14 protein-coding genes and 15 tRNA genes are annotated in these 23,392 nt (G+C 35.5%); 28 read left to right on the forward strand and 1 reads right to left on the reverse strand.

Annotated elements, in window-relative coordinates; genetic code table 11:
* Positions 1-188: 188 nt before the first annotated feature.
* Entirely contained in the window at positions 189-902 is a 714-nt protein-coding gene (gene deoD, locus BUA89_RS11545) for a purine-nucleoside phosphorylase (protein WP_072957653.1), read from the reverse strand.
* A 539-nt stretch (positions 903-1,441) separates the two neighbouring features.
* On the opposite strand from deoD, the gene BUA89_RS11550 reads away from it, so the two are divergent.
* The 28 genes from BUA89_RS11550 (at position 1,442) to BUA89_RS11675 (ending at position 23,332) form a co-directional block, all read left to right on the forward strand.
* On the forward strand, positions 1,442-3,001 hold the full coding sequence (locus tag BUA89_RS11550; protein WP_072957656.1) for a T9SS type A sorting domain-containing protein: 1,560 nt from the start codon (positions 1,442-1,444) through the stop codon (positions 2,999-3,001).
* A 10-nt stretch (positions 3,002-3,011) separates the two neighbouring features.
* A complete protein-coding gene (locus BUA89_RS11555) occupies positions 3,012-6,641 on the forward strand; it encodes a hypothetical protein (RefSeq protein WP_143152334.1) in 3,630 nt (1,209 codons plus the stop codon).
* Between the two features lie 7 nt (positions 6,642-6,648).
* Entirely contained in the window at positions 6,649-10,266 is a 3,618-nt protein-coding gene (locus BUA89_RS11560; protein ID WP_072957664.1) for a DUF6443 domain-containing protein, read from the forward strand.
* Positions 10,267-10,693: 427 nt separating this feature from the next.
* Entirely contained in the window at positions 10,694-10,945 is a 252-nt protein-coding gene (locus BUA89_RS23505) for an RHS repeat-associated core domain-containing protein (RefSeq protein WP_072957672.1), read from the forward strand.
* Complete coding sequence (locus BUA89_RS11575; protein WP_072957675.1) at positions 10,860-11,378, forward strand: hypothetical protein; 519 nt, start codon at positions 10,860-10,862, stop codon at positions 11,376-11,378. The genes BUA89_RS23505 and BUA89_RS11575 overlap by 86 nt, the downstream gene beginning before the upstream one ends.
* A 130-nt stretch (positions 11,379-11,508) precedes the next feature.
* A complete protein-coding gene (locus BUA89_RS11580) occupies positions 11,509-11,910 on the forward strand; it encodes a hypothetical protein (protein ID WP_143152335.1) in 402 nt (133 codons plus the stop codon).
* 276 nt (positions 11,911-12,186) lie between these two features.
* Positions 12,187-12,828 carry a hypothetical protein gene (locus BUA89_RS11585; RefSeq protein ID WP_228420556.1) on the forward strand — a complete coding sequence of 214 codons (642 nt, stop codon included), beginning with the start codon at positions 12,187-12,189 and terminating at the stop codon, positions 12,826-12,828.
* Positions 12,829-12,944: 116 nt separating this feature from the next.
* Positions 12,945-14,078 (forward strand): AAA family ATPase, encoded by a 1,134-nt coding sequence (locus BUA89_RS11590; RefSeq protein ID WP_072957681.1) that lies wholly within the window; start codon positions 12,945-12,947, stop codon positions 14,076-14,078.
* A complete protein-coding gene (locus BUA89_RS11595) occupies positions 14,051-14,794 on the forward strand; it encodes a hypothetical protein (RefSeq protein ID WP_072957685.1) in 744 nt (247 codons plus the stop codon). The genes BUA89_RS11590 and BUA89_RS11595 overlap by 28 nt, the downstream gene beginning before the upstream one ends.
* Positions 14,785-17,178, forward strand: coding sequence for a hypothetical protein (locus BUA89_RS11600; protein ID WP_072957688.1), 2,394 nt, complete (start codon positions 14,785-14,787; stop codon positions 17,176-17,178). The genes BUA89_RS11595 and BUA89_RS11600 overlap by 10 nt, the downstream gene beginning before the upstream one ends.
* Positions 17,162-18,850 (forward strand): hypothetical protein, encoded by a 1,689-nt coding sequence (locus BUA89_RS11605; RefSeq protein ID WP_072957691.1) that lies wholly within the window; start codon positions 17,162-17,164, stop codon positions 18,848-18,850. The genes BUA89_RS11600 and BUA89_RS11605 overlap by 17 nt, the downstream gene beginning before the upstream one ends.
* On the forward strand, positions 18,847-19,869 hold the full coding sequence (locus tag BUA89_RS11610) for a soluble NSF attachment family protein (protein ID WP_072957694.1): 1,023 nt from the start codon (positions 18,847-18,849) through the stop codon (positions 19,867-19,869). The genes BUA89_RS11605 and BUA89_RS11610 overlap by 4 nt, the downstream gene beginning before the upstream one ends.
* Positions 19,870-19,879: 10 nt before the next feature.
* Positions 19,880-20,146, forward strand: coding sequence for a hypothetical protein (locus BUA89_RS11615; protein ID WP_072957697.1), 267 nt, complete (start codon positions 19,880-19,882; stop codon positions 20,144-20,146).
* 812 nt (positions 20,147-20,958) lie between these two features.
* A tRNA-His gene (locus BUA89_RS11625) sits at positions 20,959-21,032 on the forward strand.
* A gap of 9 nt (positions 21,033-21,041) precedes the next feature.
* Positions 21,042-21,115: transfer RNA gene (locus BUA89_RS11630), tRNA-Ile, on the forward strand.
* 56 nt (positions 21,116-21,171) lie between these two features.
* Positions 21,172-21,248: transfer RNA gene (locus tag BUA89_RS11635), tRNA-Lys, on the forward strand.
* 1 nt (position 21,249) lies between these two features.
* Positions 21,250-21,323: transfer RNA gene (locus BUA89_RS11640), tRNA-Arg, on the forward strand.
* A 7-nt stretch (positions 21,324-21,330) separates the two neighbouring features.
* Positions 21,331-21,415, forward strand: a tRNA-Ser gene (locus BUA89_RS23145).
* A gap of 198 nt (positions 21,416-21,613) precedes the next feature.
* Positions 21,614-21,685: transfer RNA gene (locus tag BUA89_RS23150), tRNA-Pro, on the forward strand.
* 6 nt (positions 21,686-21,691) lie between these two features.
* Positions 21,692-21,764 (forward strand) — tRNA-Glu (locus tag BUA89_RS11645).
* A 5-nt stretch (positions 21,765-21,769) separates the two neighbouring features.
* Positions 21,770-21,843, forward strand: a tRNA-Met gene (locus tag BUA89_RS11650).
* Between the two features lie 8 nt (positions 21,844-21,851).
* Positions 21,852-21,923 (forward strand) — tRNA-Asn (locus BUA89_RS11655).
* A 305-nt stretch (positions 21,924-22,228) separates the two neighbouring features.
* A tRNA-Cys gene (locus BUA89_RS23155) sits at positions 22,229-22,310 on the forward strand.
* Positions 22,311-22,483: 173 nt separating this feature from the next.
* A tRNA-Tyr gene (locus BUA89_RS11660) sits at positions 22,484-22,570 on the forward strand.
* A gap of 163 nt (positions 22,571-22,733) precedes the next feature.
* Positions 22,734-22,806 (forward strand) — tRNA-Glu (locus BUA89_RS11665).
* Positions 22,807-23,012: 206 nt separating this feature from the next.
* A tRNA-Leu gene (locus BUA89_RS11670) sits at positions 23,013-23,086 on the forward strand.
* A gap of 7 nt (positions 23,087-23,093) precedes the next feature.
* Positions 23,094-23,167: transfer RNA gene (locus BUA89_RS23160), tRNA-Leu, on the forward strand.
* Between the two features lie 92 nt (positions 23,168-23,259).
* Positions 23,260-23,332 (forward strand) — tRNA-Phe (locus BUA89_RS11675).
* Positions 23,333-23,392 lie beyond the last annotated feature (60 nt).

Below are 23,392 nucleotides of genomic sequence, written 5' to 3' on the forward strand. Positions count from 1 at the left end.
CCGTCAATACTAAATATTATTCAGATTTAACCTATTCCCATTTTGTTAAAGTTTAAATTAAATTACTAATTCCTAAATGCACGATAGGTTTAAATTATCCAAAGACTTTACAGAAAAAAGAGCTTTACAGTATATGTAAAACTCTTTTTATTAAATATTAATGACAGGTATTCTTGCCCGACAATTTTTTATTTAATACTTTTCCAAGCCGCTTCCAAAGCCAGCTCAATCATCGGTCTCAAAGCTGTTTCTCTTTGATCGGCTGATATATTTTCGTGTGTAGGAATAATATCTGAAACGGTAAGAATCGTTGCCGCATTTTTACCTAAATGTTGAGCATTGGCAAACAGCCCGAAAGCTTCCATTTCTACTGCGGGACAGCTGTATTTCGTAGCAATTGCAGGAATAGCGGGATCTTTTCTGTAGAAAATATCGCTGCTGTGGATGTTAGTCGCTTTTGCGGTTAAAGACATTTCTTGAGCCGTTTCGTTGATAGTATTGAAGATATTTCCCTGGTGAGAAATAATTTCTTCATCAATTTCCCATGCGTATTTTGCATACGTACTTTCGCTGGCTGCATTTTCGACGTTAAGGATATCGAAAACTTTAAGATCTGTTGTATAAGCCCCGCAGGTTCCGATTCTGATAATGGTGTCCACCTCATATTCCGTAAACAGTTCAAAAGAATAAATCCCGATGCTTGGGAAGCCCATACCGCTTGCGCCTACCGTAATTTCTTTTCCCTTATAAATCCCTGTATAATAGAGGATTCCTCTGGTCTGGCTTACTAATCTTGCATTTTCCAGAAAGTTCTCAGCGATATATTTAGCACGCAACGGATCTCCGGGCTGCAGGACAACCTTGGCAATTTCTCCTTTTTTTGCACTGATGTGGATACTCATAATTTTTTTATTTGAAAGCGCAAAGATAATGAATTATGAGGTTTAATCCGGGCTGATAGAATCTGTACGAATTTAACTCTTTTATAACTGAGTTTTATCTTTTCGGTGTCTATTTTATTAATCAGGCTTTTTCGAAATTCTCTCCGGAATTTTATCATTTCTTTTAAAGATCACAGTAATGTGGAAGATATATTAAATACAAATACAGATATAAATCGACGAAGGACAATAATGGGTTTACTGTAATTTTTTCTTTTGTTTAAATACTACTTTCTTCGGATCTTCTTCGGAAGACCTTCGGATGGGCTTCGGAAAAAAGATACTTTTTCCGAAGGAGTGCCGAAGAACTCTCGAAGAAAACCTGAATAATAAATAACACGTCACGTTTTGACGTTGTATCGTTTTATTTTTGTCTCAGAATGATTTAATGATAATATTCATATACTATTAACTGATAAATCTTCCTAAAGTGAAGTATAAAGTCTATTTTTGCAGCGATTTTAAAAAAAGTAATAACTAAGAAACAAATAAACACGGGAATGAAAAAATTCTACATGGGTGCATTGTTCTTATGCACTGTTCAGGGGTTCTCTTCTCAGGAGGTCTTGTGGCAGAAGGACATTAAGTCTTCCACCCAGGATTTCATTTCACAGGTGACCACAACAATCGATCAGCAGTATCTGATTACCGGAAGCTCTATTCAGTCTAACAACCAACAACCGGGGGCGAACGGCCAAAAGCAAAACAATGGTTACGATTTTCATTTGGTAAAACTTAATCAACAGGGGGAAGAAGTCTGGGAAAAATACTTTGGCGGAAAGAACCATGATTTTTTATCGGCTACTGTCAATACCCAGGAAGGAGGATTTCTGTTAGCGGGTACTTCTTACTCTTCAAAAGGTCTGGATAAAAAAGACGATTCAAAGGGTGGTTCCGATATCTGGCTGATCAGGATCAATGAATTCGGGGATGAACTGTGGCAGAAAACCATTGGCGGAAGTTCGGATGAAGAAGCTCGAGCAGTGATCCAGACCACGGATTTCGGCTTTTTCGTTGCGGGTAATGTCCAAAATTCATCCAAAGGCTACGGTTCAAAAGATGTTTTGGTTGTAAGATTGGATAAAAACGGAAAAGAATTATCTCAGTTGGTATTGGGCGGAAAAGGATTGGATGAAGTGGAGAAAATGATTCCGACTATGGATGGTGGAGCTTTATTAGGGATTTATTCCAGAAGCAACGCAGGAGGATCAAAGAAAACTGAAAATTATGGCGAAGGAGACTACTGGATCATTAAACTTTCAAAAGACGGAAAGGTTGAATGGGAAAAGAACTTTGGAGGCAAAGGAGATGACCATATCAGAACATTAGCTTTTACATCAACAGGATATCTAATCGGTGGTGAATCAAGATCTGAAAGATCGGGAAACAAGTCTGTCGGTATTGAAGAAGGAACCGATCTGTGGCTGATCTCACTCAACGAACGAGGCGAAGAGATCTGGCAGAAATCCTACAATTTCAAAAACAGGGATGTTTTGATGGGAATGGGTGTAATCGGTAATCCATCAACTAAGAACAATCAACCAACAACCAAAGGCATTTTACTGGGCGGTTACACTCAGGCTGAGGGCAGAATTGAGAGTGATGACGAGACGTTCTGGATGCTGTATCTGGATCAGAATGGTAATGAACAGTGGAGAAAGCATGTGAAAGGAGAATCGAGAAAGAGAGAAGAGAGATTATCCGATATTAAATTAAACAGAGACGGATCTATTATTCTGGCAGGAACCAGTGCAGAGGAACTCGGCAAAGAGAACTGGAAGATTGTGAAGCTGGGCGATACTCAGCTTGATCAGCTGATCGAGAAACAGGATATTAAGATTTATCCGAACCCGGTATCAGATTATACGTATGTGGAGATTGGCTTTGATTTTAAAGAAGCTGATATTGTGATGTATGATATGGGCGGAAGACAGGTACAGAGCCTTAAAACCAAGAATAAGGTGACCAAGATGAATACGCAGGCTTTGATTCAGGGAGCTTACATTATTTCTGTGAAAACGGATGTGAAAACCGCAAACGCTAAACTAATAAAACAATAAGATTAATAAAATGAAGAAGACATTGATAATAACTATTTGCATGCTCTTTTGTTCGTTAGTGTATTCACAAATATACAAAGGACCTAAGAATGTGTTTCCATATACCCCTGAAACAAGCAGCCTGTTAAAGTATCAGGAGACTCCAGTCTCCAATTATACTGGAATACCGAATATTTCAATACCGATTTATAATGTAAAATCCGGAAGTGTTGAGTTACCTGTCACATTAAGCTATCACGCTGGGGGTGTCTTAGTCTCAGATATTGCAAGCTCTGTAGGACTAGGTTGGTCAATCAATACTGTTGCCCCTATTACGCGAAAAATTAATGGACTTACCGATGAAAATGGTGTAATGAAACATGATACAGATAATATTGAAAATTTTTTAAATAGCAATATTGATAATCAGAAACTAAGATTGAACATGGCAAATAATCCTCTATTTAATGAGTCAATAGCTGATCTTATGTCAGATGAATTTGCTATGTCAATTGATGGTTTTGCAGGAAGTTTTTTTTACAATCCTAAAAATAAAAAAATTGTGACCTTCCCAATGTCAGATTTGAAAGTTGATTATTATACAAAAGTATTTGATCCCACATATTATAGCAGGCTGGATACAATAAATGTTACAACAACTTCAGGATTAAAATATACTTTCGGTGGTGATGGTATAGAAGTTCTTAGAGGAGATGGATCTGCATCAGGTAGTAATAAATATGGTGTTAATGCATGGAAGATAAAAAAAATCAAGGGGGTAGATAATAATGAAATTAATTTTTACTATTTGTCCAACCAAATGGTTAGAAGAGAGCTTGCACCTCGAACAAGAAATATTACATACTTTACTCGTTCATTTTTAACGGGTTGTAATTATCCAAATATAACAACTCCTCCAATACCAACTCCAAGTTATGACATAACATATGACATGACAGAAGCTTTATTGAATAAAATAGAGACTACGGATGCGATTGTAACCTTTGAATACTCAGGTAGATTGGATTTCAATAACTTAAAAAAGCTCGATAGAATTATAATTAAAAATAAAAGTGGAGTTTTAATATCAGAAAAAAAATTTAATTACGGATATTTCACAAATACAACAGAAGCAACTGGAGCAAATGATCCCACAGAAGATCCTACGAAAAGATTGAAACTACTATCGTTTCAGGACTGTGATAGAGAAAACAAATGCCAAACAACTTCTTTTGAATACTATGAAGATAACATAATGAGGCAAAGGTTATCTTTCTCAACGGATCATTGGGGATATTATAATGGTACCAGTTACAATTCAGGTTTTCCCAATGTACCTGTGAAGTATTTGAATACATTTTTAAACACTCCGGTATGGGGTTTCACAGATGATGTTAATGGAGCATTATTTACAATTGCAGATAAGAATGTACACTCTCAATTTACCCATACCAACACCTTAAAATCTATTACATATCCCGAAGGTGGAAAAAATGAATTTATTTATGAACCTAATAAGGCTAGCTCATTAATCTACGAGCCAGTAAGGGAACATTATTTTTTAACAAAAAAGAAAACTCTTCAAAAGAATGATTTTTTTATGGTAAGTGCAACTGCACAAGGTCCTAATCTCACATATTCAATGATTCCGACCGAAGATGGAGGATATTATAAAACTTTTGTTAAGGAGATTGATTTAACAGCTGAAAAAGCTCTATCATTAAAAATGACCCTCAAATCTACTTTCAGGGCATCTACTTTTTCGAATTCTTTAAATAATAGTTACTTAAACGCTGAATACGGTATTTTTTATTATGTAAATGGAGTTAAAACTTATCTTTCCACAGGTGGATCATTATCAGGACAAAATGAATTTACCATAAAGTATACTGAAATCAATAGTACAGCTATCCCTTTGCAGAAAATATATTTGGAAATTAAGCATATTTACTGGGGAGGGCTAAGCTATGACAGTAATTTATCTAATTATATTTACTCATATTCCCAAGCGGCACTAAGTTGGGAGGAACAAGATCCCGAATATAAGGAGCCCGTTATTGATGCGGGAGGTATTAGAATTAAAGAGATAAAAAGATACGATAATAATGGAGAATATAAATACTCTTCAAAGTATTTGTATACGAAAGATGGAAACAGCCAATTATCAAGTGGTGTTTTATTTGATATTCCTATGTATACTAGGTCTACTAGATCAGGGTATGTAAGGTCACATACTTGTGGACAGGGTAACGATTCAGGAAATACTAAACTTATTCAAGATAACATTGAATTATCGAATAGACCAGTCATTACTGGTATGCGAACCCAAGGAAAAACAATAGGATATAGTAATGTAGAGGTAGTAAGAACAGATAATATGAATAATATAAAGGGAAGAGAAATATTTAAATATTACATCGAGCCTCCTTTTCAATCTGGTGATAATTTCCTAGCTACTACAGAAAATACATCAGCGAGATATGAATTTATGGAAACCAGAGACTGGAGAAATGGTGAATTAATAAATTATACTGCTCTCAATAATTTAAATGATACAATAAAAACAACCAAGCGAGATTTTTATACTGTTGGAGCTCCGAATGCAAGTATTAATTATCAACAAGATCGGAACATTAAAATGATTTTTTCGAGCTTAGTTTCGCCTATTGATTATATATCTGGTGGAACACCTTTAAGAAATGAATATTCGGGTGCATCAATGTTAGAACCAAATGTTGAAATAAATGATATTTTTCCATCCTATATAGGAGTTAATACAACAGTAAGCCCAGGTCCTTTTCCTATTTTCGTAAGACATAATGATGCGTTTTTACTAAAGAAAGAAGAAACTACAGATTATTTTACTGACGGTAGAAAGAAGTCTCGAAAAACAGAATATTTTTATAATGATTCATTATATCCCACAAAATTAACGTCTACAAGAGAATCCTTTTCTGGAGAAAATGTAGAGTTGAACACTACTTTCAAATATGCATATGAGAAAGGGAATCAGCTCATGATTAATAGGAATATGCTTAATATTCCATTAGAAAATACTACGACCCAAACGATAAATGGAATTACTAAAAACTTGGAAAAATCAGAAACCATTTATCCCACATCCCTTCCGACAACACAAACCGGAAATTTAGTATTGCCGTTATCCGAACAATCTTATGACAAGCTCAATAATAATGCTTCAACGGATGTTTCATACGACAAATATGATGAAAAAGGAAATATCCTTCAGTATACAACCAAGGATGGGATTCCTGTTTCAATTGTGTGGGGATACAATAAAACGCAGCCGATCGCAAAAATCGAGGGTATTTCTTACGGTGATTTAACAGTAGGAATTTCTATCGCTGGGATTGTTTCAGCTTCGAATGATGATGCAACTGATCCAACAAAAGAAGGTTTGTTGCTTGATGCTTTAAATAGTTTCAGGAAGGAATCTGCACTATTGGGAAAGAAAATTACGACCTATACTTATGATCCTCTGATCGGAGTAACCAGTATTACGCCTCCATCGGGTATCAGACAGACTTTCGTATATGATGCAGCCAACAGGCTCAAAGAAACCGATATCAGAGGTAAAAACAATTCCGGAACCTATATCAATAAAAAAATCTCTGAGCATAACTATAACTACAAACACTAATACAAGCATGAAAACAAATATTATTACAAAAGCTTCATTGGTCCTTGGGTTAATGGTTACAGTTCTATCCTTTGCCCAATCAACAAATGAAAACTTTATACAGTCCAAAAAATGTCTTAATGATGACTGCTCGAGAAAATCTGAAACTATTACGTATTTCGATGGATTTGGAAGGGCAAAGCAGATTATAGATGTCAAATCAACACCTACAGCAAAAGATCTGGTAACTGCTGTTACCTATGACGGATATGGAAGACGGGCCAAGGATATCCTACCCGTACCTGTAGCTACACAAAACTCGGCAATCCACACAGGCATTACCAATGAGTCTGCGGCAAATACCTACTATGGCGTAAGCAATGCCTTTTCTGAAAAAGAACTTGAAAACTCCCCTCTGGACAGAGTATTGCAGCAGGCAAAACCGGGCGAACCTTGGAAGAAGAGCTCCGGGCATACACAGAAATTCCAGTATGAGGCAAACTCCGGTAGCGAGGTAAAAAAATTCAAGACCGTTACCTCCATCAATACGATCAGTGGGATTTCCAGTACGGTTTCCGAATTGTCAGTTTCCGCTGATAATTCAGGATTCTACCCCGCATCGACCCTTTATAAAAATACAGTCACCGATGAGGATGGAAACCCTGTGATCCGTTTTCAGAACGGGAAGGGACAAACCGTAATGATCCGACGTAATGACGGGTCGCAAAATGTAGACACCTACTATGTCTATAATGAATACGACCAGCTGGCTTTTGTGCTTTCTCCAAAGGCAGTTCAGCAGATCACACAGAATAATAATGTAATTACTGAAGCTATTCTAAACGAGCTATGCTACCAATACAGATATGACGGACAAGACAGAGAGGTAGAGAAAAAAATCCCTGGAAAAGACTGGGAATTTACGGTTTATGATAAGCATGACAGAATAGTCCTAACTCAGGATGGAAGCCTACGAATAACAAATAATACATTTGGAAATAGAGGTTGGCTTTTCGCAAAGTATGATGAGTTTGGAAGAGTGGCTTTCACTGGTTTCTATCCTAACTTAGACTCAAGGTCTGCAATACAGAATCAGGTGAATAATTCATCCAGTATCGAAAGCAGATTAGCAGTCCCAATAGTAATCAGTGGTGGAAACCTATATTATAGAAATCTGGGGTTCCCATCGGCAAATATTACTGTCCTAACGGCAAATTACTATGATACTTATCCTTCGGAAGCTCCTAGTGTTCCCCCAACTATTTTAGGTCAGCCTACCATGTCCCAGATATTAAGCAGTACGGATGATGCTTCAACCAATGATGCTCTAACAGCTACCTATGTAAAGAATATTGAAGACAATAACTGGACAAAGACCTATAACTACTATGATTCGATGGGAAGGCAGATTGCCAGCAACTCGGTGAATCACTTAGGAGGTTATACCAATACCGAAACGGAGCTTGATTTCGCAGGATCTCCCTTAAGAAAAAACACTTACCATCTTAGAAAGCAGGGTGAAATCGGTGTTACGGTGAAGGAAAGATTTCTTTACGATACGCAGAACAGGCTTGTGCAGCATTTTCATCAGGTAGATAATAATGATGAGGAACTTCTGGCGGAAAATACCTACGATGAACTTTCCCAGCTTATCAATAAAAAGGTAGGATCTACATCAGGTTCTGTGCCGCTGCAGAGTATCGATTACGACTACGATATCAACGGCTGGCTGACCGATATCAATAAAAACCAGATGTCTGTCGGTAATCTTGATGGAAAGCTGTTTAGCTACAAAATAAAATATGCCAGCAGAGACGGAATACAGAATCCGGATACTGCACAATTTCCGGGCAGAAATGTTTTGCCGAAATACAATGGCAATATTGCGGAAGTCGACTGGAGAGCCGTGGAAAATATAGGGGTAAATCCTCCGCTTACGCCCAAAAGGTATGGCTATGCCTTTGATAAAATGGACAGGCTTTTAGCTGGATATTACCAGAATCCGGACAACCCATACAGCAAAGAGAATACGGAATCTTTGACCTATGACCTGAACGGTAATATATCTGACCTTTATAGAACATCAAAAGCAGAATATGGCAATACTACCGCAACGGTTATTGATAATCTGCAATATACTTATAATGGGAACAAAGCACTAAACATTAAAGACAACAGTGGAAACCCAACGGGATATGAGGGTACCGCAGGTTTTCCTATTGATTATGATGTGAATGGGAATATGACCAATATGATGGATAAAAATATCACAGGTATTGGGTACAATTATTTGAATCTTCCTAATGCAGTACATATTGGTTTTGGTCAGATTACCAATGATATTTCGACAAAATACAGGGCTGATGGTGTAAAAGTAAGAAATGAGAGCCTAAAAATGTCCATAGGTATTGCCGGAACCACTTCCTCTAAGGAAACAACAGACTATCTGGATGGCTTCCAGTATCTAAATGTTACCAGTTCTGGGCCTGGTGGTAGTGATCCAGGAGAAAGCCCTGAAATGAGGATGCTGAAAAGAGCGTACGAACCAGAGGCATTTACTCCTGTAGGTATCTTGGAACCCACTGTTGAACCGACTTTTCTTAACGTACCAAAGACTGCGGAATTAAAGTTTTTCCCAACGGCAGAGGGCTTTTACGATTATACAAAAAATCAATATATTTACCAGTATAAAGATCAGTTAGGAAATGTAAGAGTTAGTTTTGCAAAAAATAGCTCAGGCACTCTAGAATTAGTGGATAACAACGATTACTATCCTTTTGGAATGAATCATTTGAAGACTGGACTTTCATATTTTAGGCAAGGCAGCTATAAGAACTATAAAATGCAGGAACAAGAACTACAGGAAACTGGATTTTATGCTTATAAATGGAGAAATTACATGCCTGATGTTGGACGATTCTTTAATATTGATCCTCTAAGTGAAAAGTACAATACTTGGTCTGTGTATGCTTTTAGTGGAAATAGAGTTATTGATGCAAGAGAATTAGAAGGATTAGAACCTTTGGTAATAAATAGGACTACTAAAAATTTAGTTTTAGTAAATCAAGGATGGATAAGAGCTAATCCTCCGAATGGAGCAACACAGGCACAAAATTTTGGTAAAGTGAATAAAGATGGAGGAATAGATTATGATGGTTTAGGAGTTATAAATAATTTAAATAGCAAAACTAATCAAGTTGGGGTATTTGGATCATCAAGTACTGAAAATACAAAAAATGACATTCTTACTTCTATTAAATCTTTTAGAAAGCAAAGTCCTAATGGAAAGTTAATTATGGTAGGACATAGTAGAGGGGCCGACAATTTTATCGAATTAGCTCAAGAGAATCCAGATATTAAGATTGATTTATTATTTACTCTAGATATAGCTGATGATTGGGATAGTGATCAAATTCCTTCAAATGTTAAAAAAGCAATAAATTATTATAATAAAAATGATGGCTTCTTAGGTAGTAGTATTGGAGGAGAAGATATAGAAGCTGATGACCCTTCTAAAACCACGATTTTAAATGTTCCAGTATCAGCTTCTCATACTGAGATTGATAATAAATATAAATATAATGCATATAATGCCGTAGTAAATGAACTAAATAAAAAGCCGAACAATGAAACAAAGAAAAAATAGAATTAATTTTATAATTAATATTTTAATTTGGTTATACACTATCATTATTGCCTATATTTTTATTAATGGAGGCTATGAAAAAAATATACTACTATTTTCAGGGATATCTATTGGATCACTTTTAACTGTAAATCTAGTCTATTTGAAAAAGAAATTATTTTTTAAAGAAATTATTTCAATAATTGTAAATATTATTTCAATTATACTAATTATTTATCTAACATCAGTTTTTATACAACTTGATGTCAGATAATATAAAAAAATATTAATAAATAAGTAGTAATTATAAAACAAACCACTGTAAAAACAGTGGTTTTTACAAAAAAAAAATAAAAATTATAATTATCAATAAATATATGAGTGATCTTACAAAAACAGTGCAGGTGCTCTACAGCTCATCGATAATCATGATTATTATCCGTTTGGGATGAACCATCTTAAAAGCGGTAATGCGTTCTTTTCACAGTCGAATTTAAGGAATTATAAGTTTAAAGGACAAGAATTACAGGAGACTGGTTTTTACTCGTTTAAATGGAGAAATTATATGCCTGATGTTGGAAGATTTTTCAATGTAGATCCGTTGAGTAAGAAGTATGCGTATCAATCTCATTATAATTTTTCTAAGAATTGGGTTACTTCACAGGGAATTAGAAAGATTAGAAGCTATAAATGCAAATGAAATTCGTAAATTTTTTAATAATGGAAAAAAAGGAAAGAGCTATCAATTAGTAATACACGTAGATCAACCAGGTAAGGGAGGTGATAGAGATACATATGAATACAATGGCGGAACAGATTCAGGGCATGCTTTTGTAACTTTAAATAGAAAAAATACTGATGGTACAACAGATTCAAAGACTTTTGGCTTCTATCCATATCCTCCATCTGTAAATCCTATAGCCTCGGAAGCTTATGGAAAAATAAAAGATAATTCAGTACATGAAAAAGAAGTTGTACAGATGCGACCGATAAGTGAGAAAAAATTTAATGACATTCTAGATTTTGTAGAATCTAACAAAAATAATAAATATGATTTGAATACTAATAATTGTACTGATTTTGTTTTAAATTGTGCTGCTGTTGGAGGAATTAATCTTCCAAAAACGAAATGAACATGGCCAAATGGAGGTGGTCATAATCCTGGTGATTTAGGTGAAGATTTACGTGAACAAAATAAAAGAATCAGAAATGGTAGACCTCCAGACCCTACTCCTAATAATTCTAACTCTAATAAAAAAGATAATGATAAAAAAATTGGCTTATAATACATTTTTAATTTTGATAGTTTTATCATTTTTTAGTTGTTCCAAAAAAGAAAACAAGTTTGATAATCCAATATTTTCTTTTTTTCATGAATTGAATGATAAAAATGTTGATAGTTTTATGAAGTCCTATTATAGTGAAAAACCTGATTATGTATTGAGCCAATATAGGATAGTTCTAAATCAACTAAAAAATTCAGACATAACTATTACAGATTATAATCATTATGAGGGAGAAAAAATAAATATAGATGGAGATACTAAAAATATTTTTATCATTTCTCATGATCAAGAAATTATTACAAGCGTAAAAGTTGAAGATAAGAAAGTAAAATATTTACTTTCTATTAATAAAGGAAAAGAACTTATAGGTTGGCTTTAACTATAATAATTAGAAATTTAATAAACATTGCAAAAACGGATAACTAATTTGGTTATCCGCTGCGCAAAGTTTCCCGACTTTGAGCAAACAAGCAAAATCCACTGCATTGCGGTGGATTTTTTTAGAATAGTCGTATCAAAAATCGCTCAAACTTCCATTATCTTCCAATACTATCCCAATCATGATGATTCATAATCAACCTCAATAAAAAATATTTAATCCCCAATCATTCCCGTAAAAATTTTATTCTCAAAGAAATAATTTTATTTTTGTTAGATGATGAAAACCCAATCTCCGTTTTTAGACACTTTGTTTCTGTTGCGGAAGGAAGAATGCATTACGATTTTTACGGATGTTAAAAAGATTTCTCCAAAAGAGGAACAGGAAGTGGCAGAGTATTTTGAAAGCGAATTCGAAAAAGAAAGGTTAGAATTTCTGTCTGATCAGATTCCGTTTGACAAAGAAGCGGCGGTCTGGGCGGCAAAAATTCTGTACCACAGTGTACAGCTTTATCTTGTTCGTGAAAATACGGAGAAAGACCTTTCCCAATTGATTCCTGGATTTAGGGGACAACTGACGGTTTCCTCCAGATTGTCAGCAGACTTATCACTCAGGTTTCTGCCGCAGATTATCATATCCCTGAAAAATACAGATCCAGATGACCCGTTAATAGCATTGCTTGAAAATATTTTAAAACAGTTTCATTATTCGGGGATTGAAACAGAACTTGATCTCGAAAATCTAAACTGGGAAGAAGAATTAAAAGATAAAACCTACAGAAAATTATATCTTGAGAGAATTGTAGAGAACAAAGTTTATAGACTCGCAGAAATTCCTTACATCAATCGGCTGCTGACTGCAGAATTCGGGTGGTACAAAGATATTTTCTGGAAAGAATTGAAAATAATAAAAGATTAAAAATCTTTGTTTACTTTGTTAAGTGAAACGCCTTTGCGAACTTAAAAACAGTTAGCAAGTTAAAGAAACCTTTGCGGACTTTACGTTAAAAAAAACTAATATAAAAACAAAAAACAATGACTCAAAATATAGAAAAATTAAACAAAGTTCTTACTTACGTCAAAGACACTTTCGTTGGTAAAAATAACGTTGTGGATTTGTTGGGAATCTGCTTACTGGCAAGAGAAAATGCCTTTCTGTACGGACCTCCCGGAACTGCAAAATCCGCTTTGGTCAGAACGTTGGCAAAAACAGTAAAAGACGGGAAAAATTTCGAATACCTTTTGACCCGTTTTACAGAACCGAACGAGATTTTCGGACCGTTCGATATCAGAAAACTGAAAGAAGGTGAACTTTTTACCAATACAGACGGGATGATGCCCGAAGCCTCCATGGTTTTTCTTGATGAAATTTTCAATGCGAATTCGGCCATTCTGAATTCCCTTTTGATGGCTCTGAACGAAAAGATTTTTAAAAGAGGAAAAGAAACAAAAAATCTTCCTGCATTGATGTTTGTGGGGGCCAGTAATGTTCTTCCCGAAGATGAAGCGTTGAACGCTTTGTTCGATCGTTTTTTGGTGAGAATTAATGTAGATTACGTACATCCCGATCTTCTTCAGCAGGTTCTTTTAGCCGGAAGAAAATTAGAAAATACAACAGATGCTGAAATCCCGGAAATCCTGGCTCACGAAATCAAAGAACTTCAGGCATTATGCAAAACGGTAGATTTAAAGCCTATTTATGAAGTTTATCTCAATACAATTATTAGTCTTCGAAACACGGGAATCACCATCTCGGATCGTCGTGCCGTAAAAATGCAGAATCTGATTGCCGCAAGTGCCTTGATTTGTGGCAGAAACGAAGCTATTTTATCCGATTTATGGGTGTTGAAACATATCTGGGATACCGAAGAACAGATTGAGATTTTAGAAGGAATTATCAACAGAACCATCGAAAAAGACGATAACCCGAAATCTCATCCACAGGCTTTACACAATAAGACTCCGAACCCTGAAGAAGTGATGAAAGATGTGAAAATATTAATTGATCAGTGGGAAAACGGAAGTCTGAGTTTTGAGGAGCAGAATGTCATCAAAGATAAGTTGAGATATCTTCAGACCCGTTGCGACTGGATTGCCCATGCAGAACAGAAACAGTTTATTCAAAAAGAAATTGAAAGCTTATGGCAGAAGATTCTTCAGAGCGCTTAAAAGAATTCTGGGCAGAAATTCCCCGTAAAGATGAATATTCTTTAGGGTCCATCCGCGACTGGAAAAATATTCAGATTGCCGGGGATGATGAGATAATTTGGCTGAAAGGTTTTACCGTAGAACAAGCCGTTTCTTCTGAATTGAAGCAGCTTCCTAATTTTATTTTATATGAATTAAAGAACGGATTGTTGTTCAGAAGAAATGCATTGGTTCCAAGTAAAAAAGTACGGACGGCATTGCTTTGGACATCTATTGATAAGGCTTTGAAATTAACGTTTCCGCCATCAAACCATAATTTGTTTGGCATTGATGAAAAAATTGCGGTTCACCTTAAAAAAGGAGAAAATGAATATCCGGCGGTTGCATTATTATGTTCTATCGATGAAATAAAAAATAAAATCGCCGAGCTTCCGAACTTTAAACTTGAAAAGCTGGAGTGGATCATTGTGGATGATAAAGCGTTATTCTTGGGAACACCATTATTAGGCTTTCCGGGGAAAACCTATTGGATGAAAGATGATCATCTTTTACCAAGCGGATTTGATTTTGAATTTAAAAACCTGAGTTCATTATTACAGAAAAAGTATAATAAAGATTCAGATAAATGGTTACTGTGGAATGAAGACGGAAGTTATCTCTCAATCAATAAAGAGGATTTCCGAAAGCTGTCTGTAAGCTCTTTCCGTCTGACTCAAAAAGCAAGAGAATGGATTTAGTAAGTTATTTTCAATCGCATGAAAATTATTTCTGGGAATGGATCACAGATAAGGATGTTCGTGACTCTTCCGGATATCTTGAGAATAATCTTATTTTGGTTCCGAATGTTGGTGTTATTGCTTACAGACCCTATATTATAGAAGTTTTAAAAGAGCTTCAAACACAAGGTTTGCCGCCTTTTGGAGCTTTTCTGCTGACAATGTACGCTACACAAGACGGTTATTTGAATCTGGATGGTATTTTTTATTTCCTAAGAAAATATAGAACAGAAGAGACTAGTGATTTTAATTTAGATATTAAAAATGCTTGTCAGCTATTGGAAAACCTCAGCAAAATTGGAAATTCCATGAAGAGAGGGCAAAACAGAATCAATCTTTTCCAGACGATTTTTAAAGATTCTGTTAATTTGATTTCTGCGGAAGAATCTGAATATATTCTTAACAGTTATCACAGAAGTCCCCAGAAAATTGGCGATGCTGCAGAAAAGCTTATGCTTTCTGATGATATTATAGATAGAGATATTGAAACGTTATCATTCATTCATAATCGGTTTCCGACCACAGAATCTATCGTTAAAGCGATACAGGGTTTAACAGTTGAACCGGAAATTAAAGAAGAATTAGCTGAAGAACGTACGGCCGAATCTGAAAAAGATTTCATTCAGGAATTGATTGAAGAGCCCAAAACATTTCAGTTAGGAAGTCTGATTAAAAGAATCTGGAGCGGGCTTAAAATTCCGATGAGGCATCTTTCTCCCGGCGAACAGCCGATTGGTGGTGTTGCGGATATTACCAATAAAGGAGATCTTCACAGAATGCTTTTATCTGAATATGCCAATGAAGATGAAGTTTTTATGAACCGTGTGGCCAATAACGAAGCGTTATATATTCAAAGGGAAATACCGCCTGAAGAAAATATTTTTGAAAGAATTATTCTCATTGATACTTCCCTGAAAAACTGGGGAACTCCGAAAGTGTTATCTTTTGCTTCTGCTTTAGCTGTGATAAAACATCCGAAAGCACATTCCGAGTGTAAAGTGTATGCATTGGGACAATCCAGCATTGCCATGACCCTGGATCGTGTGGAGGAAGTAATTGAAAATCTTAACCTCGTAAGCGGAACATTGGATGTTTCAGAAGCTTTAGATTTATTTTTCAAAAAAGAACGGACAGAAAAAGACCTCGAAGTTTTTTTTATTACCCATCATGAAAATCTGGCGAATGAAAGCCTTCAGAAAGTCATTCACGAAAACAGAAACCGACTGAAGTTTTTGGTGACAACCTCTTCAGATGGCGAACTGAATTTTTACAAGCATCATTTAGGAGCCAGAAAACATATTCAGAAGATTGTATTGCCGCTGAAAGAGCTTTGGGCAGATCCTCCGTATAAAAAAAGTAAAAGGTCGGCAAGTCAGAACGGTAAAGGAGAAAAAACGGATGTTCCGCTTAATTATCCATTGCTTTTCCCGATTCCGCAACAGCAGATTGCGAAGTTTATGTATGAAGGAGAATTTTTTATTCTGAGCAGTAAAAAACAATTACTGAGAACTTATCTATCAGACAATTATTATAACAGAAATTATTATGATTTATATAAAATCCTTCGTGGTTGTGAGGTGTTGTTTGAAAATATCTCCATAAAAGACAGAGGAATGTTTGCTTTGGCAAAGAATAAGCAACAGCAGTTTATTTTATGTCAGTATCAGCAGGATAAAAAACTGATTTCAAAATTAAATATTGAAACGAAAGAATATTCCGAACTGAATATTTCAGGTTTTGACATTCCGTTGCATGTGGAATTGGTATATTTCAATAAACATTTTTACTTACACGAAAGTAGTTTAACAAATATTTTTGAAATTAATCTTGAAGGTGAAGTTTCTATAGAATCGATAAAAAACGATCCTGAAATTCATAAAAATATAGAAAAAGTAAAGATTGAAGTTGATAAACTAAATCGTAACAATTACAAATTCACCAGCAATTTTACGTTGATCGGAATTAATGAAAATAATAATCTGGTAATTTCTAAGTATGAATTAAAGTTTTGGGGAAGTTCAATGGCGCAGTACAAAAACCAGTCTCCTATTGTAATGGTTGCCAGTCAGGATAAAAATAAGTTCACATTTTCAGACGGGAGTGAAATTATTGCAGACTCTCGCGGAATGATTACTTTCAGAAGTATTAATGCCAATATTCCCGAGTTTTATATGCCGACTTCAACGCATACAGGAGTAGCTTTGGCTTCAGAAAAAGAGTTTGGCGGCTACGAATATTATCTTCCGGATCATACGCTGCTTAAAGTAAAAACCGTTGAGGATATGTACCAGGATTATTTACAACCTTTTATAGATCAAGTATTGGAATATGGAGCTAAAGATTAAACCTTTTCCGAAAAATCATTATCCGAAAAGAGGGCTTCTCATCAGAAGCGATTCACCTTTGGCGTGGCTTCGTGAAATAGAATCTTTGGGAATTGATCTTAACACTGTACAGTCTTTTGCAATCCCTTCTCTTGAACCTAATATTCTGTATGGTTGTTTTCTTGTTTTTGGAGATCATGCTCCGGCTGAAATAGGTAAAAATTCATACTTCCAGTGTTTTGATCAGAAATTATTCATTCCCGAGAATACAGATTTTTATCCTAAAATCAATTCAGAAGACTGGAAAAATATAGATGCCAAATACATCATCATGCATCCCGATTTTGGATTGGTAAAGTTAAATGAAGCCATCGATTGGGTTTCAATAGTAGCAGAATCTCCGAAAACAGAATCAAAACTAAAAAAGCCGTCAAACGGAGTTTTCATTCCACAGAAAATACGAAGCTTTAAAGTGGATATGAATGATGATGAGCTATTGGAACAGCTTTTGGCTCCCGTTACCGATGAAGAGTGGATGATAAACTTACCTTTTGATTTGGATAAATTGAAAGCGGGAGATGAAGCAGAAATTCTAAAATATATAGAATACATTACCAAATATCCGGAGCGGGCGGTATATTTAGGAATACCATTGGATATTCATGCAACATCCCGAGGTGGATTCGGAAATTTCGATTGGGGAATGTTTGGTGATCCCATCGCTCAAGACACAGACAATTCCTCCGGAGGCGAAAGCTCTCCACTGAAAATGACCGGTTCGCAAAAGATTTTTGCACTGTTTCTGGCGGTTGTAGTGATTATTATTTTTGCCGTCGATTTTGGTAAAAAACAGGCAGAAAAAGAGTTTGTGGCTCAGAATTCCTACAATGGAAATACGGCGGAAGGAAATTTTCAGAAAGGAAATGACGATCAGGCACTGATTTTTGAGTCGGGTTTTACTGAGATTGATCGGAAGATCGATTCTATGTTTGGACGTGACAGAAGATTGCTGATTGAAGAATATAAACAGAAAAGTTTCTCGGAAAGAGGCATGTCTTCCATGCAGTGGCAGATTGATGAGTATAAAGCCAAAGAGCGAGAAGCAAGAGAGGCTCTGAAAAAAGTATATCAAAAAAAGATAGAGGATTTAGTCAATCTTCAGACCAGAAAGTATTACCAGAAAGTATTGGATTCTATCCGGAAAGATCCATCCAATACAATGAATAAAATATCGAAAGAGCTTTTGGCCGATGATATGAAGGAAATGAAAAAAATATTGCTCAGTGATTCTCTGGCAAGGGTTTTCGGTACCTTTCGGGAAACTGAACCTAAGATTGTATTTAACGAATATGTGCAGGAAAGACCATTTGATGTGATTGGAGAGGTTCCTGAAAAAAAAGAAGTTTCCTTTTCCGAGATCGTGTGGATGTTGCTTGCTGTTGTAGGGCTGGTGGGCGTATATTCTTATTTTTTCAGAAAAAAACCTTTGTATATGGGTGGAAATTATGTTCCCGACGGGATCAAATTGGTTCTTATTGCACTATTGGGAATTATTCTGCTGTATATTTTTTATCCTTTGATCAATTCTTTCGGATACAATTGGCTCGTCTGGTTGATGATTATTGGAGTGATTGTTCTCCTTTACCGATTATTTAATGAAGATGAAAACATTTTAAAATCAAAGAAAAGATGAAAAAGCAAAAGTTTCTGGAAAAGTTTTTGGTTGCCTTCTTTATTCTTGTGATTTTTAAGGCGATTGCTATTGTGGCACAGTCGTTTCAGATGACTTTGGCGAGTTTTTGGGAAACCCTGTTCAAATTTATATTTTTTGCAGCCGTGGCTATTGTGCTTATTGTTATTCTGCAAAATCAGGAAAAAGATCCTCAGCCTCCGGTAACGAAAAAATACAGCGGAAGTTCCGGTTCATACATCGATACATCTCTTTTTGATAAGCTAAGAAGCATGTATGAAGATATTGCCAGAAAACATATTGAGGATAATGAATATAAAAAAGCAGCCATTGTCTACATGAATCTTCTCAAAGACAACTACCGTGCGGCCGCAACACTGGAAGAAGGAGGTTTTTATAATGAAGCGGCAGTCGTTTATCTGAGAAAAGTACAGAGCAAGGTAGATGCAGCCAATTGTTATGCAAAAGCAAAACAGTACGAAAAAGCCATTACGCTTTACAAAGAACTTCAGCAGAAGGAGAAAGTGGGAGATTTATATAAGGAAATTAATGACCTTGAAAATGCATTTATTTTTTATCAGATGGTTGCAGATGATTATGTACAAAGTCATCAGATGGTAAAAGCTTCTTTAATGTATCGAAATAAAATGGATAAGCCCCATGAAGCACAGAAAATCCTTTTGCAGGGCTGGAAAGAAAATAAAGAAGCGTTAAACTGTCTTCATCATTATTTTGCAAATATCCATGAAGTGGATAAACTGGAACAGGAAATCAAATATTTATACGAAAATATTTCACCGGATAAAAAACTGATTTATCTGGAAGCGATGAAAACTGAATTTAAAAAAGACCAGCGCCTTCAGCATTCAACAAGAAATATTGCATACGATATCATTGCCGAAAACCTCAGCAGCCGTTCTGAGATTGTGAATGATCTTAAGCTTTTTAACCCTGATGATGAGGTGATTTTAAAGGATATTTCGAGATATAAAACGGGGAGAAATAAGATGTTTAGAAATTAGAATTCATAAGATGGATAATACAAATAAGTATCTTCACATAAAACACGAAGGTAAAAATGTTTATGAAATTGTAGATGAATTAATGGGAAAGTATAAATCTCCGTTGGTTACAATTCAAAAAATCAGAGAAATATTTCCTCAACTTTCATTAATAGAGGCAAAAGAGGTTGTAATTATAAAAACTTCTGAACATAAAAGTCTATATGATTATCAAGGAAGTTTGTTTCCGGATCTTCAAAGATTCTTAAACGAAGAAAACGACAATAATAATTTATAATATTTGATGATTAAAGCTTTTAAAAACGATCGGTTTTATTACCCGTTCTCGTGAAAATTATAAATTAAAGAAGAAAAAGATTTATCTTTGCACCAATAAAATTATGACAATACAAAGAGCACATATCAGTTTAAATCTATGCGATCGCCCTGTACTAAAGGGATCGTTTGGATATGAATGGATGATATTGGATGAGGCGAAATGTGCTTTCTTTGAAAATTATTTACTGTAAACTCGTAAAAATTTAATCAAAATACTGCAGAAACGCCTCGATGATCGGGGCGTTTTTTGTGTTTTTAGGGCAGAAATTATTTAGAATGAAAAAAAATAACCATAAAAATGAAAATTATTTAATAAAAAATGAACAATTAATAAGAAAATAAAGCGTGATAAGTAACCCGATGAGAGACAGTCATTTAGGTATTTAAGACATCTGCAAAATATTGCGGACAGAAATTCCCTGTTCTAAAATTTAATTATAATTAATTGATTTTCAGTAATTTAAATGAAAAATAAATTTGCGAGTTAAAAAATTTCATCCTTACTTTGCAACCGAAAATTGAAAGCAACAAGTTTTCAAGCCTTTCAAAAAAACTTTTTTAAAACAAGAAAAATAAAATGAAACAATTACATAACATATCTAATTTATCTTCAAGACAACGCGGTGTAGAACCGATGGGGCAGGGGTATGCTTGTATTATTCTTCTTGATAGTGAATTTGTGGATAAAAGGTGCTTATATAAATGGGTCAGCTAATGTAGCGACACGTCTAAAAATATAAAGCGCCTCCCAAAAAGAGGCGCTTTTTCTATGGTTTCTCTAGCTTATTTGGTAAAGCGTCGGTTTGTGGCACCGGAGAACAGGGTTCGATTCCCGGAGATACCCAAAATTATAAAATCTCATAGCTCAATTGGTTGGAGCGTCGACCTGATACGTCGAAGGTTGAAGGTTCGAGTCCTTCTGGGATTACAAAAATGTGAAAAGTTAATTTTAAAATTGACAATTGACCATTCATAATAAAAAACAATCTCATGGCTCAAATGGTTAGAGCACCGGTCTTTTAAACCGGGGGTTGAAAGTTCGAATCTTTCTGGGATTACCAAGGTTCCGTAGCTCAATTGGATAGAGCATGGGTTTTCTAAACCCAGGGTTACAGGTTCGAGTCCTGTCGGAATCACAAGAAAGGAGAGTAGGCAAATATTGGTTTGTTGCGGCTTACTGCTAATGAGTTCTACGACAGTAGTGAAGGTTCGATTCCTTTGCTCTCCGCAAAAAAGGTCTATTGAGGTAATGGCTAACCTGCCTGACTGTCGCTCAGGCACTGCGAGTTCGAAATGCAAAGCATTCGTGAACTCAAATAAAAAAATATATGCGATGGTGAACAATCTCGCATAGACCGCAAAGATTCACGGAAAATTTCGGATCCGACTGTCTCTCGGAGAAGATTTTTAAAGTGAATCTGCAAAACTGGAAAGATAACGGTGGTTGTTTACCTGTCTTGGACGCGGGAGGTCGCAAGTTCGAATCTTGCTTTCCAGACAGTTTGCTCCATTCGTCTAATGGTTTAGGACGGCTGCCTTTCGAGCAGTAGATAAGAGTTCGATTCTCTTATGGAGTGCAAAAGATTTCGTAGCTCAATGGGTTAGAGTATCGGTTTCATAAGCCGAAGGTTGAAGGTTCGAGTCCTTCCGAAATTACAAAAAACGATTCTGTAGCTCAATGGTAGAGCGCTGGTCTGTTAAACCAGAAGTTGAAAGTTCGAGCCTTTCCGGAATCGCAAAAAACTAAATATTAATTGTTTCAAAAGAGAAAAAGAAAAGGTTTGTCGAGAGCAGAAGATCTTTACGCCAAAAACACGATATAATATAGACAAGCTTTTTCTTAACTCGCTTGAAACTTGATGAAGAAAGTTTTAAACATAATATAAATTTTTAGGTAAAATAAAGTTTGTCAAAGCGCAGAAGTTCTTATATCAAACAAAAATTAAGACAGGCTTTATTTTTTTATTAAAATTTAAATAAAAAAGAATAATCAGAATGTTGGGAAATTACTCATTACCCATTACTGATTAATTATAAAAACGATGGTTCGCCGAAGTGGAAGAGTCGGGGCGGTCTGCAAAACCGTTGCGTAAGCTGAGTGGGTTTGAATCCCATAACCATCTCAAATAACTAAAATGAGATTAGTTCCGAAGAAAAAGAAAAAAGTTTGTCGAGCGCAGAAGTTCTTATATCAAACTAAAAATTAAAGACAGGCTTTGTTTTCTTCACAAATTAAAGATTAAGTAGTTAGTTGGGAAATATTACTCATTACCAATTGCTTATTACTCATGAAAAGGGAAGTACGCCGAAGTTGGAGAGTCGGGGCAGACTGTAAATCTGTTGCTTCATTGCTGAGTAGGTTCGAATCCTACTACTTCCACCAACACCGCTGATAATGTAATGGCAGCATGCAGGAAATGTATTCTTGTTGTTCAGGTTCGACTCCTGGTCAGATGGTCAAAGAAAGTGAATGGTGAATAAGTCAATTGTCGGTTTTAAAAAATTGACTACAAAGCAAATTGACAATTTAGAATTCACACAAAAATGCTCTATTCGTCTAACGGTTCAGGACGCCTGCCTTTCGAGCAGAAAATAAGGGTTCGATTCCCTTATAGAGTACAGGTTAAATGGGAAAGAGAAAGGTTTTGTCAAGCGCAGAAGATCTTACAAATATAACAGGCATAGTTTATAAATATAGACAAGCTTTTCTCAGACCTAAATTATGAATAATCAGTAATGTGCAATGAGTAGTTATTGCGACGGTTAATATGAATTTATAAAGCATAATTTTTTTTATTACACATTACTTATTACTCATGAAACTCGCGGGAATGGTGGAAATGGTAGACACACTTGATTTAGGCTCAAGGTTTTGGGGGTTCGAGTCCCTCTTTCCGTACAAAATTGCCTCTCTATTCCAATTGGCAGAAAAAACGGCTTTAAACCCCGTAAAGTCCCAGTTCGAATCTGGGGAGAGGTACAAAATATGAGTAATGGGGTAATGTGCAATGAGTAATAAACTACGCGCAAAAAATGTTACTAATTACCAATTACTCATTACCTATAAAAAATGGAAGAGTGGTGTAGTAGGTCTGCACGTTAGTCTGAAAAACTAAAGGTACAGGTTCGATTCCTGTCTGTTCCGCAGAAATATGAGTAATCATAATATGCAATGAGTAATAACTCAACACTCATAATTAATAAC

Origin of the sequence: Chryseobacterium arachidis (assembly GCF_900129245.1) — a bacterium.
Lineage (GTDB): Bacteria > Bacteroidota > Bacteroidia > Flavobacteriales > Weeksellaceae > Chryseobacterium > Chryseobacterium arachidis.

Excerpts from the sequence above, each read along its gene's own strand:
- BUA89_RS11585 (WP_228420556.1), top strand. The coding sequence starts at position 12,187 with ATGATGAAAACCCAATCTCCGTTTTTAGACACTTTGTTTCTGTTGCGG.
- BUA89_RS11610 (WP_072957694.1), top strand. The coding sequence starts at position 18,847 with ATGAAAAAGCAAAAGTTTCTGGAAAAGTTTTTGGTTGCCTTCTTTATT.
- BUA89_RS11590 (WP_072957681.1), top strand. The coding sequence starts at position 12,945 with ATGACTCAAAATATAGAAAAATTAAACAAAGTTCTTACTTACGTCAAA.
- BUA89_RS23505 (WP_072957672.1), top strand. The coding sequence starts at position 10,694 with ATGAACCATCTTAAAAGCGGTAATGCGTTCTTTTCACAGTCGAATTTA.
- BUA89_RS11595 (WP_072957685.1), top strand. The coding sequence starts at position 14,051 with ATGGCAGAAGATTCTTCAGAGCGCTTAAAAGAATTCTGGGCAGAAATT.
- BUA89_RS11615 (WP_072957697.1), top strand. The coding sequence starts at position 19,880 with ATGGATAATACAAATAAGTATCTTCACATAAAACACGAAGGTAAAAAT.
- BUA89_RS11555 (WP_143152334.1), top strand. The coding sequence starts at position 3,012 with ATGAAGAAGACATTGATAATAACTATTTGCATGCTCTTTTGTTCGTTA.
- BUA89_RS11575 (WP_072957675.1), top strand. The coding sequence starts at position 10,860 with ATGCGTATCAATCTCATTATAATTTTTCTAAGAATTGGGTTACTTCAC.
- BUA89_RS11560 (WP_072957664.1), top strand. The coding sequence starts at position 6,649 with ATGAAAACAAATATTATTACAAAAGCTTCATTGGTCCTTGGGTTAATG.
- BUA89_RS11550 (WP_072957656.1), top strand. The coding sequence starts at position 1,442 with ATGAAAAAATTCTACATGGGTGCATTGTTCTTATGCACTGTTCAGGGG.
- deoD (WP_072957653.1), bottom strand. The coding sequence starts at position 902 with ATGAGTATCCACATCAGTGCAAAAAAAGGAGAAATTGCCAAGGTTGTC.
- BUA89_RS11580 (WP_143152335.1), top strand. The coding sequence starts at position 11,509 with ATGATAAAAAAATTGGCTTATAATACATTTTTAATTTTGATAGTTTTA.
- BUA89_RS11600 (WP_072957688.1), top strand. The coding sequence starts at position 14,785 with ATGGATTTAGTAAGTTATTTTCAATCGCATGAAAATTATTTCTGGGAA.
- BUA89_RS11605 (WP_072957691.1), top strand. The coding sequence starts at position 17,162 with ATGGAGCTAAAGATTAAACCTTTTCCGAAAAATCATTATCCGAAAAGA.